Below are 12490 nucleotides of genomic sequence, written 5' to 3'. Positions count from 1 at the left end.
TTGCATCCGGGCATACTAACGGGCACTCAGCGCACCGCCCGACGCTGTACTGTCACCCCTGACCCACCATCCGCCCTTTCGAACCAGATGACGCAACAGCAACCCCGGCGGCATTCGGACCCAGTGAGAACGAAGATACAGTAACTGTTCTGCAGATGCCGCACGCCATGGCTGATCCACCTGAGGCACCAGGTGCCAGCGCATCAATGTGCTCATAAATCGATCGACGGGGTATGCAGGCCGCGCAGCACGCACTGCGCGCCAGACAGTATCCGGCGGCTCAAGGCCAAAAATATCCCCCGCGAGGGACAAACAGTAGTAAAGCGGGCGCAACAGACCCAGCGTCCTGCCGTGCGCCAGCAGGTCAGGCCAAAAATTCGCATCCCGCGCTGCGCCATGCAGGCAGGCCGCATGAATATCGTAAAGATCGCGTATTCCACCGCGTAGCTCATCACTCATCACCAAATGCAGCGCACTATGCAGCACCCTGTCCGTCGGAGCCAGCACATAAAATGGCGTGCCCGCAACGCGCGTCGAGCGCTCAATGACCGGCGCAACATCCAGCGCGCTGCGGCTGGTGACCTGAATCAGATTATGATGGACATCGAGCTCCAGCGAGCAGTCGGAGTGCCGCATGGGGGGTAGCTCATGACTCCACTGGCGGTAATATTGATTGTCGTACGCCGTCAAGTTGGGGTCGAACTCCCAGCCAACATCACGCAAGCGCTGCTCGAAGTCCTGCAGCGCATGCCGGGGCACCAGTACATCAATATCGCTCAAGCCACGACCCGCGGCGAACGGCAGTTCCGCCATCAGATACGCCGCGCCCTTCAGGAGTATGACCGGATAGTCAACCTGGGCCGCGAGCTTCCCAAGGCGGCGGAGTTCGCTGCGCACCAGTACATGCATGTGTGCTACGTAGCGTGCATGCCCGGAAAGCACATCGCGCACTGCAACCGGCAGGTCCAGGTCTGGCACCTTCTGGGCCAGCAGATGATGCAGGCGCGCCAGCATTCGCGTGCGCCGCCCCTCGCCGAGCAGCGCCTCCCATTGCGACGGACTAAACTCGCGAGCACAGTTCGGATTGCGCAAAACCGCGATCAGTGTATTCACCGGCCCCGCTCCTGCAGCAGGCTTTCTAAAGCGGCCACGGCTTCGGAGAGGTCGCCGTTGATCAGTTGGTAGCTCTCGCACTCCCTGACGAGTCCACAGAGCGAACGGAAACCCTGCGCACCACTCACCCGGTAGTTGAAAGAGTTGTTTACCAGCCGCGTCATGGCGACTTCGGGAGGCTGCGCGTGTAGCTGCAGCACGGCATCGGGCTCATAGCGAGGAAAAACAATGAACCGCGGACGAGCCGGGTCTGCCTGGCGCTGTAAGCTGTCACCAGGCGGGAACATGTGCACAACATCGCCCTTGCGCGTCTTAGCGTACCGCGGACCAAAGCCAAGATGCGGCGCAAAATTCTGCAGCAGAGGGATCGAGGCATTCTTCAACGGCGCGGCACGCGGAAGGGGCAGGAAGGAGCCATCTGCATGACGCAGAATACCGAATTCATCCGAGAGAAGCCTCCAGCCACGACCGACCAGAGCGGCGCACAAAGTGCTCTTGCCCGAGCCCGGCTGCGCCGGCAAAGCCACGGCGCAGCCATCGCGTTCGACCACGGCACTGTGCAACATCAGATAATCGTGGGCTGACATGGCAATGCACCAATTCAGGCCCCACTCGAACATCGGAAATGCATGATCCAGCGGATAGGGGTCAAAAGGCGTGAGCCCTTCAATGCGAAATACCACCTGAGGACGATACCAGCGTCGAGCGCCCCGCTGCCGCTCAACCGCGATACGGAAGTGACAGATTTCCTCTGCTGGGAGCACATCGAGCGATGCGTACGATCGCTGCCATGTGGCAGAAAAACTGTCCACATCGCTGCCCAACCGCACTTTAAACGGTCCGGTGGCGAAACACAGGCGCTGTTCTCGCAGTCTGCGCGACAAATCCGCCTCACCCAAATCTCCGACTTTCAACGTTCGAAGCGCTCGACAAGCTGCATGGAAGCCAGGCGCTCCAAAACGTTACAGACCTGTGGTAGCCAATTCTCCCATGGTTCATCGGCGACCGCTGCCACTGCCACAGCGAGCTCCAAGTGCGTCAGACAGGCCCCCGAAGAAAGGCACGAGAGCACCTCCGCTGGCAAGGCATCAAGCAAGTGAGTTTCGCCGGTCGCATTGGAGTAAACGGCGACGCAATCGCCGATCTCCTCTAGGATCAAGGTATCGTGGGAAGTGAGTTGCCAGCCGTGCATCATGTCATGCTAACACGAGCCTCGGCCGCAGAGGTGATCAGTTAAAGGTGCGCAGGCTCGAGGGATTGAGAGATGTCCAGCAGGAACCCGTCATCGGCGTAGCATTGAGTTCATTGAACGCGGACTCAGGAATCTGTGGCCAATACCCGACAATCTCTGGGGTGCTACCGTTGACATCAAAAAGAACCAGCACATGCCGAGTTGACTCCGCGTATCCATGGCCCAGGAGTTCTTCACGATTGGTGGCGTAAACGGTACCACTGTTGTGGTAGTAAACGCCTTTGATGTCGTACAAGTCATTCGCCAGGCCTTGCACACTGCTACCCTGCTTCTTGAAGTACGGAACTTCGAGCCTCACCGCAGTATCGCCCCGCAGGCTGTTCCCCTGACTCGCAGCCTTCATATTGGAAAAACTGCCACCAGAGCATTGTGCCGCGCTCGCCATAGCGAGTGCCGCGTTAGGGGTCAATGACACGATTATCGGTGCCGCAGCTGACGCTTTCAACAGGCGACGCCGGGTGGCATTGACCACATGCGTCTCGCCCTTCGACTCATTATTCACTGTACTACCCTCGTACGCGGTTCCGCGTCTCAAAACTGGTCGATCTTGTTGACCACACAGCAAAAATCACGCCAAAATCCTAAGGCACTGATTTGGAATGAAAATAAATCGCTCAAACTCACTTGGACATGGCCAATTGTAAAAATTTTCGACAAAAAATCGGCAAAACACCCTTTCACTTGTCGACGAGCAGAGATGTTTCACTCATCGATCTTCGTACGATAACACAAGTCCCCGCCTGGCTTTGCGCACTGGATCACAGGCCAGACATAATGTGTGATGCGTCGCGATTGCTGAAAATGTGTCGGAAAATCTTACACCACCCCGTCAGACAGCCATTTTTTACCTTTAATTTCAACATGTTAGACTATGGTCCGAATTTTGCTAAAGCAAATTTGAGAGGACCGCCCATGATCACGACCTGCGTCGGGACGTATAAAACGCGTGTACCCTCACACCGATTGCTCACACAGGAATAAGAAACCGATGAAATCACGCTTCTGCCAGTTCAAGCACACTGCGCGCGCGGCCTTCGCGGCGCTGACCATCGCCAGCAGCTCGCTGTATGCCGCGCCCATGTTCTCTGACATCTACGTTTTTGGTGACAGCCTGTCGGACACAGGCAATACCCGTGCAGCAGTTCCCTTTGGCTCAAACGGAACGGTGGCAGCACTTGCCGGCTACGGCCCTAACGGACGCTTCAGCAATGGGCCCGTGTGGCACGAGTACCTCGCCGACCTGCTGGCTTTGCCCCGGGCGACGCGCTCGTCCGCTGGCGGCAATAACTATGCGTATGGCGGCGCCCGGGTCGACAACGCCGGCGGCGTCTCAGCTGGCGTCCTGACCCAGCAGACTCGTTACAACGCCGACCTCGGCGGTGCCGCATCAGACCCTGACGCACTGTACGTCGCCTGGGCGGGTGGCAATGACATGCGCGACCTGGTGGGCAGCGTAGACCCGCTGGCCGCCATCAACGCCACGCTCGATTCACTGTTCGGCGTACTGGGTGGGCTGGTCGCGAGCGGCGCCGGCACATTGCTGGTCCCCAACCTGCCTGACCTCGGCAACATTCCGGAATTTCGCACCTCGGCCGAGGCCGCATCGGCCACCTTCGTCACCACGGCCTGGAACACCGGCCTCGAACAACGCGTGAGTGGCCTGGCAGCCACCACATCAGCATCCATCTACTTTCTCGATGTGTTCTCAGTATTCAACGATATTATCGCCGACCCGGCACCATTCGGCTTCACCAATGCCACAGGCGAATGCCGGTCGGTTGTGAGCTCAGGCTTCCTCGGCCTGGGGCGCACGGAAGTAGAATGTGCGGGAGCCGCCGGCTATGTGTTCTGGGATGAAATTCACCCCACCACTGCAGCCCATAGCCAGCTTGGCGCCAGCGCCTTCGCATTGTTGAGCAGCGGCGCGGCGGTCGGCACCGTGCCGGCACCGATGACACTTTGGCTGCTCCTGTTTGGGCTGCTCGCCCTGATCTACATGCACCGGCGGAACGCGGTGGCCGCGTAATCCGGTCACTGACTTGTGTGCGGAGCGGCAGAACGCCAGAACTACGCGGATCTTGCCGCTCCGATATTAGTCGTCCCCTGCCACCGGCAGCGCGATGGCGTTGTCTCTCTGCTCCACTACTACTCACCCTGTTCCTCGCCAGCCTCCCGACCCTGACGGTGGCTGCACTCTCAAACGCCACAAGGCTCACGCTGGATCTACAAAGTACTGCCGAACCCAGCACCCACCATTTGATGCTCCTGGAACAGCAGGTGCACATCTACAGCCACGAGGGCCGCCTTGAGGGGCTCTATACCATCGCGTCCGACACATTGCACATTTATCCGGCGTCAGACGGCGCGGCTATCCGGCTGAATCGTGCAAACGCAGCCGACCTTGCCGCGCAGCTGTCGGCGGAAGTGATGGCTCTGGAGGCCTCGCTCGAGACTCTGTCTCCTGAGCAACGGGCCGTCAGCCGCCTGCGCATGGCGCAGCTCTTCAAGCGTGAGGGTCAGGTGGCGGTCGCCAGCGTGGATAGCGTCATCGAATCAGGTGCACATGATTCCATCCTGGGAATCGCGTGCAAAAGCTACTCGTTGCACAGCAGTGGCGCCGAGGTGGGCGAAGCGTGTTTTGCCCCTGCGGATGCAGTGCCACATGGTGCCGCATTGGCGGGCATGTTGGCGCTGATGCACGACCTTTACAATGCACTGCAGGAGGCTGCACCGGCCTACGTGAGCTGGGTGCTACCTACGCAATTACTTTCCAGCCTGAAGCCCGAATTGGGTATCCCCCTGCGCCTGAGCATCGTCGATGACAACGGCACACCGATCAGTGCCTGGCGCATAACCAACCTAGAAGACGCATCAGTCAGGCCACTGGTTGTGGACGGATATAAAAAAGGGTAGAGAACTTCCGCTCTCTACCCTTTTCGAGCCCTTGCAGGCCTGTACCAGCGTTTCAGGCCTTGCGACAGCGAGCCGTGACGCCAAGGCCACACAAGCCGAGCCCCAGCAACAACAGTGTGCCCGGAACCGGTTACGGGGACTGGGGGCTCCCCAACACGTGATGTCGTGTACGCGAGATCGTCTGAGGTGATCTCCTGCCCGGAGATTACCAATGTCTGAATTGCCGTGTCGGAGGTAATGCTGATGAACTCCATCGTACCGTCACCCGGGCCAAAACCGCTCGGGCGTGACACCAGACCCAGGGACTCATCGCCCGCGCCAAAGAACTCGATGGATTCGGCACCCACCCCCGCAGCACTGAACCAGCCGCTAAATCCGAAAATGCCCCCAAGCCCACTAAAATCCAGACCATAGCTACCGAATCCGAACCCCGCGCCAAAACGGGAACCGGAACTCGGTACTATGGGGGAGCCATCTCGAAAATCAGTCCAATCACCCTGCGTTATAGAAGCGAGTTGAACCGTACCGGGCACCACACTCACCGAACCGCCGAACAAGGAGGTCAGGAAGCTGCGATCACCGGGGGTACCCTCAAAATCCTCGACCGCATCGGCAAGGAAGGTGCCTGAGACGATGGGGGCAGCGTGCAGACCGAGTGCGCCGAAGGTCAGTGACACCGCCAGAGCGGCTTTGCAGACTAATTTATTGCTTGTACTCAACATGGCTCTACCCTCAACATCCAAATTTGTAACGCTCTGAAACGTTAAAAGCAAAAACCCTGCCATCTGTAAATTAACTCTTTAAAACAGTAACTTGCAAAATACCGCTGCACGGCGATGGGGGTCGATGTAAAGAATACCGACACCCTTCACAGCGCGGGCCGCCCTGCCGCTACTCGCGTTCATCAGCTCCCGCGAAGCTGCTCCGCCAACGCCTTGGCGGCGGTCGCTTCAGGGAATGCCGGGCCGCGCAGCAGCGCGTCCAGCAAGGTCAGCGCCTCGCCAGAACGCCCGGCCGCTGCCAGTATCTGCGCACGGTGGTAGCGGAACTGCGGTGACTCCGGGACGCTGTCCAGCGTTTTCTGATTCACCGCGAGCGCAGCATCGTAGTCGCCATTCTCCAGCAGAATCATGGCATGTGTATCCTGAATCGCCGCATTATCGGGCACAGCCTGCAGCGCCTTTTCGACGAGTTCCAGCGCCCGCGCGGTATTGGAGGCGCGATACGCCCAGGCCAGGTTGTTCATCGCAACCACATCGTTTGGTGCCAGTCGATGCAGGGTTTCAAACACGGCAGCCGCTTCTTCATCCCGGCCCTGAGACAGGTACAGCGGACCCAGCTGGTTGAGCACGGTCACATCCTCGGGCGCACTCTGCAGCCAGCCTTCGAGCATCCTGTAGGCCTCGTCACGCTTGCCTTGCTGCAACAGTGTGGAGGACAGAAACACCAGCGAATTGCTGGACGGTGACTCGCTGTGCGCCTTGCGTAGCAGCGCTTCGGCCTCGTCAAGATCGCCCTGCGTCAGCGCCAGCCGCCCACGCGCCAGGTTGAGCTGCGCCTCGGGTACCACACCGGCTGGCAAGGCTGCCAGCTGCTCACTGGTCTCCGCCAGCTTGTTCTGCTGCAGCAGTACTTCCACCAGCATCTTGCGGGAGTCCACATCCTGCGGCTGCAATTCCACCGCCTGACGCAGCCGACGCTCCGCCGCCGGCAGGTCGCCATTGGCACGCTCCGCCTGTGCCGCCAGCCGCAGTGCCCGTACGTTGTCCGGCAGCAATTCCAGCAGGCGACGGCTGGAATTCACCGCCGCACCCGGCTGATCAAGGGCAAGGAATGCGCCCGCCAGTAACTGGTGAACGCGGGGGTCGCCGTTGTGTTCATCGCGTACGGCGGTAAGCAGGTCCACCGCTTCGCCGGGGCGCTGCTGCGTGAACTGATACCGGGCCAGCATAAGCCTTGGTTCCAGCGCCTTGGGGTGTGCGCTCATGGCCCGCTCCAGCGCCGCCACCATCTCCGTCATTTCACCGCGCTGCTCGTGCACGGCGGCGAGGTTCATCATGCCCTGCAGGTCATCGGGTTGCGCGGTGAGGCTGTCGTTGAGGATATCCAGCGCCGCGGCAGAGTCATCGTCCAGCATGGCCAGAGACGCCAGCCCGGTGCTTGCCTGGGTATTGCCTGGCTCCAGCGCCAGAGCGGCGCGGTAATTCTCCGCCGCGCCCGCCCGGTCTCCTGCATCCAGTGCCAGTTGTGCTGCCAGCACACTGGGCAGGGCATCCTCGGGGGCGCTGTCGCGGAACGACTGTAGTTCGACACTCGCCGCCTCGGCATTGCCACCAGCAGCCAGCGCACGCACCAGCCGATAGCGTATTTCACCGTCGGCAGGGTCGAGTTCACGTGCGCTGCGCAGGGCTACCGTGCCTGCATCCAGTTCCCCGGACCGCACCAGTGAGGTGCCCAGCTCCATTTGCACCCGGGCAGAGTCCGGTGTGGCGGTGGCCATATCCTGATAGACCGCCGCGCTGGCACCGTGCATGCCCTGCGCGGTGAGCGCCAGCGCCAGGATATTCATCGTGGGGACATTCATGGGCAATTCCTCCAGCAACTTGCGGGTGATGGTTTCAGCGCGCCCGGGCTCACCCATGCGCAAGTACACCGCGGCCAGCATCTGGCGCGCGTTGATGTTACGCGGCTGGGCGGCAAGAAAGCGACTCAACTGGTCTTCCGCGGTTGCCAGGTTGCCCTCGCGAAAGTTGGCGTTTGCCGCCAGATACAGGCTGGGCAGGTGGCCTGGCGCCACGTTGAGCACCTTGGCCAGTTCGCCCAGGCCGGCACTGGCGTTGCCATTTTCGATCTGGATACGGGCCTGCGCGTAGTTCACGCCGGGGTGGTCGGGGATGATTTTCTCGAGCTGCTCCAGCTCTTTCGCTGCTTCATTGTGCTTGCCCTGTTCGACCTGCACGGCCACCAGGCTCAGGCGGTCATTCAGGCGAAAACGGTTCAGGCTGCTGGCAGTCGCGAAGGCCGCCTCGGCCGCAGGGTAATCTCCGCGCGCTTGCAACAGGCCACCGTACAGGCTCCAGGCTTCGGCAAATTCGGGGTGCGTTGTCGTCAGCTCCTTGAGGATGCTCTGGGCGTCCTCGCGCTCGCCGGTGTGGCTGACCGATACGAACGCCTGGGAAAGGCGCACCTGGGGATCATCCGGTGCCAGCTGTATGGCCTTGCTCAACGTGTCTTCCGCGCTGAACGTGTCGCCCGTAGACGCTTGCGCCCGCGCCACCAGGGCTAGCCAGGCGCCCTCCTCTGCGACAAAGGCATAGCCCGGGTCGGCATAGTGCTGCAGCAGTTTCTCCGCCTCACCCGCTCCCACCAGAGCCTCGGCATAGAGCACCGCGACCGCGGGCACCTTTTCCGCCTCCAGTGACTTTTCGAACTCTACCGCCGCTTCAGCCATTGCGCGCTGGCGCAGAAACACTTCCCCCAGCACCTGTCGCCCTGCCGCGCTGCGCGTGTTCTGCTGCAACGCGGTCTTGGCGTCGATCTCCGCCGCATTCAATTTGCCTTCGGCAAACGACTGCTGCGCCCGAGCCAGCAGCTCATCGTGGGTGAGTGATTTGGAACACGCGGAAACAGCCAATACCACCATGGCGGGCAGCCACAATTTCCGGGCAATAGACATTTGCATGGTAACGCCTCGTAACATCCTATTCTTTTCCACACTCTAAGGCAGGAACGGGATGCCGCCAAGGCGCAATTGCGGCACTGGCTCACACTTTGTCGGGTAAAAGGCTAGAACCAGCGGCGCAGTTCAATATATATGCGATCACTGGCACCGTATTGCCCGAACAATCCGATCTCGCTACCACCGAACAGGTCTGCGCCAAACTGCAGGCGCCACTCCTGCGTCACGTTCCAGCTCACGCGTGGCTGCAGCGACCAATCACTGCGATTGAGCCCAGTGAGGTAGAGTACCTCCGCTTCCACACGGTCACCGAAACGCCGATTCACCAGCAGCGTGAGTCCCGTCTCGTTGCGATCTGACACCAGCCCGGGGCGGTAGTCGGCCAGATGACGGCCGTAGAACTGGGCATCGAACCGCCAGTCGCCCCAGGGCAACATGACGCCCACCACGTAGTCCAGCCCGCCACTCTCTTCCACGCCATTGGTCGCGGCCGGGTCCAGCGAGAAGAATCCGCGACCGCGGGTATACACCGCTTCACCCTTGAACACGAAATCGCGGAAATCCTTGGAGAAGGTGCCGCCGAACTGCTGGATGCGGTCGTGGCGCAGCTCCAGCCCATCTGCTGTCTGGTAGAGCATGGGTGCCACATCGGTGCTCTGGTAGTAAAAACCGCTGAGATCCCAACCGTCGAGCAGGTAGGAAAAGCGGCCACCCAGGCCGTGGTTGGACAGTTTGCTGCGGCTCGGTGTGCGCTCGGTCACCGGCGTACCCGCCGCCACCGGGAACGGATAGAAGTCCGCCCCGGGCTCACCTATCCTGTCGTAGCTGGGATAAGGCACCCAGAGCAGTTCCAGGTGAGCATCACCCGCGAACCGCTCGGCGCGCACCGCCCACTGGGGAATGCGCATGGTCTCGAACTCTTCGAGGTAGAACTCCCGGGTATCGCGAGCGGACACCACGTCGGCGAGAAACAGCCCCACCATTTCCCCCCAGACCACGTGTTGCCGGCCGAGGCGGTACTCCCAGTTGCCGGCGCCAAAATCCAGATAGGCCTCGCGCAAAGACGCGTCGCGGCGCTGATCGTGGCGCACAGGGGCAGGGTAAAAATCATCTTCCAGACTGTAGGCACCATCCCCTTCCAGGCGGCCCACCACCTTGAAGCGAGCCCCCCAGTCGAGGCTGCCACTCACCCCGACTTCAAGCCGCGCGCGCAGCTTCGACCAGTGTTCCGGCTGTGCCGTGGTGTACGCCGCGGCCAGCTCGCCGTAGCCCCCCACCAGGACGTCGCTGATGCCCGAGGATGAGGAGGTAGGGACACTGCCTCCCACCGCCGCAACGGGAGCAGGTTGGCGGCGCTGCGGTCGCGCTGCACTCGGTGCGGCATCGGTAACAGCAGCAGCCGTGGGCGCGCTGGCCGCAGGTGGCCGAGCTGGCGCAGCGCCCTGCGCCACACTGTGCTCGCGTGGGTAGAGGTCGAGAACCAGACGGTGCCCCCCATTTGCGTCCGGGCCGAGTACGAAGCTTTCATGACGCAAGCCGCTATCGGCCAAATCCAGCACCAGCCGCAGCGTGTGGCCTTCTCGCACGCCGGTACGCAATCCGGCAACGGGCGTGGCGGCGAACAACGCCGGCGCGGGTGTGCTAGCGAGCACCGTATGCTTGAGGTCGATGACAATGCGATCGGGGCCAGATAATTCGAACAGGTCGTATTGCGGCGCCGCGCTGATGTCCACCACCATGCGTGTGCGTCCGGGCTCGCGCCCCACTCGCACACTGGCGCTGGCCGGCGTGGCCTGTCCGATAACCACCCCGGGGTCGTTCGCGGCCAGCGCGAACGACGGTAGCACCAGCAAGGTGCAAAGGAACGCCACTGCCCGGCAGGCGGACAGTACCCTGTTCACGGCGCGGCCTCCTCCGCAGGCTGCGCACTGCGCCCCTCTTGACGCAGGATGCAACCGTCTTCCATGTGCACCAGGCGGTCAGCCATCGCCATCACATGACTGTCGTGGGTCGAGAATACGAAGGTCGTGCCCGCCTTGCTGTTGATGCTCTGCATGAGTTCCAGAATGCTGCGCCCGGTCTCCCGGTCGAGATTCGCGGTTGGCTCGTCGGCCAGCACCAGACGTGAATGGGTCGCCAGGGCGCGGGCAATCGCCACGCGTTGCCGCTGGCCACCGGACAACTGATTGGGACGATGCTCGGCAAAGCGCGCCAGACCCACCATATCCAGATAGTGCGCGACCCGCTCGCGCCGCTCCGCACGCGACAACTCCGGTAGCTGCAGCAACGGGTATTCCACGTTCTCCCGCGCCGACAGCACCGGCAACAGATTGAAATTCTGAAAAATGAAGCCCAGCGTACGGGCGCGCACGTCGGCCAGCTGATCCGGTGTTTTGCCGGATACATCCTGCCCCTCAATGAACACATGCCCCGTGCTCGGGCTATCAATGCAGCCGATGATATTCAGCAGTGTGGACTTGCCGCTGCCGGAAGGGCCCGCGATCGCCAGAAACGCCCCGGGGTCGATCGTCAGCGACACGTCGCGCAGGGCGTCCACCACCTGTTCGCCCAGCGGATACCGCTTACCCACCTTTTCTACCTTTACAATCGCCATTGCGCAGCGCCAGAATGCCGGTACATGTCGCCACAGGATAGCACCCATGTTTCGGCAACTTCGCAAGAATCCCGACTTTTTGACCATTTTGGGGTGGGTCGCCCTGGCCTTTTTGCTGACCTCCGGTACCGCCCGCGCCCAACCCGCATCTGCCGCAGATGAGGCTGCGCCCGCCAGCTCAGAATCCTCCTCAGAGCCCAGCGACGACGACGCCGTGGATCCCGCGACGGTTGACGCCACGGCGCTGGTAAAGCGCGCCGACGCTATCCGCTTCCCCCGGGAGAGCTTTGAAACGCTGATCACCGTCACCAACTACACGGCTGGCGAGGCGGGCGATGTACGCGAGTACAAGGTGATGTCGCGGGGCAACGAGAACACTATCGTGCTCACCGAGTCGCCGGCCTCCGAGCGCGGACAGGCCCTGCTCATGCGCGGCCGCGATCTGTGGATCTTCATGCCCACCGTCTCCCAGCCGGTGCGCCTGTCGCTATCCCAGCGCCTGACCGGGCAGGTGGCCAACGGTGACCTGGCGCGTGCCAATTTCGCCGGCGACTACAACGCGGAGCTGGCGGGGCGGGAGAACCTGGATGGTGAGGACGCCTGGGTGCTGGACCTGACGGCGGCGGGCCGCGGGGTCACCTACGCCAAGGTACGCTACTGGGTGGCCGTCGCCGATGACCGGCCGATCAAGGCGGAATTCTACGCCGTGTCCGGGCGGCTACTGAAAACCAGCCGCTACGAAGCCTTTCAGGACCTGGCCGGGCGCATGCGCCCCACCCGGCTGGTCATCGAGGATGCGCTCAAGGACGGTGACTCCTCTGTGCTGGAGTACAACACCATGACAGTGAAAGACCTGCCTGAGCGCATGTTTACCCAACAGTACCTGCGCCGGCTCTAGAGCCGCTTACTTGCCGGGGGG

10 protein-coding genes are annotated in these 12490 nt (G+C 61.6%); 3 read left to right on the top strand and 7 right to left on the bottom strand.

Annotated elements, in window-relative coordinates:
- Nucleotides 1-15 precede the first annotated feature (15 nt).
- From EGJ68_RS06015 to EGJ68_RS06000, 3 genes are all read right to left on the bottom strand, one after another.
- Entirely contained in the window at nt 16-1113 is a 1098-nt protein-coding gene (locus tag EGJ68_RS06015; protein WP_123033573.1) for a nucleotidyltransferase domain-containing protein, read from the bottom strand.
- Nucleotides 1110-1997, bottom strand: coding sequence for an HprK-related kinase A (locus tag EGJ68_RS06010; RefSeq protein WP_158283526.1), 888 nt, complete (start codon nt 1995-1997; stop codon nt 1110-1112). The genes EGJ68_RS06015 and EGJ68_RS06010 overlap by 4 nt, the downstream gene beginning before the upstream one ends.
- A 345-nt stretch (nt 1998-2342) precedes the next feature.
- Nucleotides 2343-2867, bottom strand: a complete 525-nt coding sequence (locus EGJ68_RS06000; protein WP_158283525.1) for a hypothetical protein — start codon at nt 2865-2867, stop codon at nt 2343-2345.
- 486 nt (nt 2868-3353) lie between these two features.
- On the opposite strand from EGJ68_RS06000, the gene EGJ68_RS05995 reads away from it, so the two are divergent.
- Together EGJ68_RS05995 and EGJ68_RS05990 are read left to right on the top strand one after the other, a co-directional pair.
- Entirely contained in the window at nt 3354-4391 is a 1038-nt protein-coding gene (locus EGJ68_RS05995) for an SGNH/GDSL hydrolase family protein (protein WP_123033569.1), read from the top strand.
- Nucleotides 4392-4624: 233 nt separating this feature from the next.
- The gene (locus EGJ68_RS05990) at nt 4625-5278 is read left to right on the top strand and encodes a hypothetical protein (protein ID WP_123033568.1); all 654 of its coding nucleotides are present in this window, start codon (nt 4625-4627) and stop codon (nt 5276-5278) included.
- A gap of 14 nt (nt 5279-5292) precedes the next feature.
- On the opposite strand, the gene EGJ68_RS18540 is transcribed toward EGJ68_RS05990, so the two are convergent.
- The 4 genes from EGJ68_RS18540 to EGJ68_RS05970 all read right to left on the bottom strand — a co-directional run bounded on the left by EGJ68_RS18540 (nt 5293) and on the right by EGJ68_RS05970 (nt 11571).
- Complete coding sequence (locus tag EGJ68_RS18540) at nt 5293-6000, bottom strand: hypothetical protein (RefSeq protein ID WP_233248688.1); 708 nt, start codon at nt 5998-6000, stop codon at nt 5293-5295.
- 182 nt (nt 6001-6182) lie between these two features.
- Entirely contained in the window at nt 6183-8960 is a 2778-nt protein-coding gene (prsT, locus tag EGJ68_RS05980; protein WP_158283524.1) for an XrtA/PEP-CTERM system TPR-repeat protein PrsT, read from the bottom strand.
- 104 nt (nt 8961-9064) lie between these two features.
- The gene (locus EGJ68_RS05975; protein ID WP_123033566.1) at nt 9065-10858 is read right to left on the bottom strand and encodes an AMIN domain-containing protein; all 1794 of its coding nucleotides are present in this window, start codon (nt 10856-10858) and stop codon (nt 9065-9067) included.
- The gene (locus EGJ68_RS05970; RefSeq protein WP_123034073.1) at nt 10855-11571 is read right to left on the bottom strand and encodes an ABC transporter ATP-binding protein; all 717 of its coding nucleotides are present in this window, start codon (nt 11569-11571) and stop codon (nt 10855-10857) included. Before EGJ68_RS05970 ends, EGJ68_RS05975 begins: the two co-directional genes overlap by 4 nt.
- A 46-nt stretch (nt 11572-11617) precedes the next feature.
- Here EGJ68_RS05970 and EGJ68_RS05965 point away from each other — a divergent pair, with 46 nt between their 5' ends.
- The gene (locus EGJ68_RS05965; protein ID WP_123033565.1) at nt 11618-12469 is read left to right on the top strand and encodes an outer membrane lipoprotein-sorting protein; all 852 of its coding nucleotides are present in this window, start codon (nt 11618-11620) and stop codon (nt 12467-12469) included.
- Nucleotides 12470-12490 lie beyond the last annotated feature (21 nt).

Origin of the sequence: Haliea alexandrii, from assembly GCF_003719295.1 — a bacterium.
In the GTDB taxonomy this organism is placed as follows: Bacteria; Pseudomonadota; Gammaproteobacteria; order Pseudomonadales; family Halieaceae; genus Haliea; species Haliea alexandrii.
The sequence above is the reverse complement of the archived record's forward strand: the minus strand, read 5'-3'. Positions and strand labels throughout refer to the sequence as shown.

Coding starts and splice junctions, on each gene's coding strand:
- EGJ68_RS05995 (WP_123033569.1), top strand. CDS start 3,354: ATGAAATCACGCTTCTGCCAGTTCAAGCACACTGCGCGCGCGGCCTTC.
- EGJ68_RS05990 (WP_123033568.1), top strand. CDS start 4,625: ATGCTCCTGGAACAGCAGGTGCACATCTACAGCCACGAGGGCCGCCTT.
- EGJ68_RS18540 (WP_233248688.1), bottom strand. CDS start 6,000: ATGTTGAGTACAAGCAATAAATTAGTCTGCAAAGCCGCTCTGGCGGTG.
- prsT (WP_158283524.1), bottom strand. CDS start 8,960: ATGCAAATGTCTATTGCCCGGAAATTGTGGCTGCCCGCCATGGTGGTA.
- EGJ68_RS05970 (WP_123034073.1), bottom strand. CDS start 11,571: ATGGCGATTGTAAAGGTAGAAAAGGTGGGTAAGCGGTATCCGCTGGGC.
- EGJ68_RS05965 (WP_123033565.1), top strand. CDS start 11,618: ATGTTTCGGCAACTTCGCAAGAATCCCGACTTTTTGACCATTTTGGGG.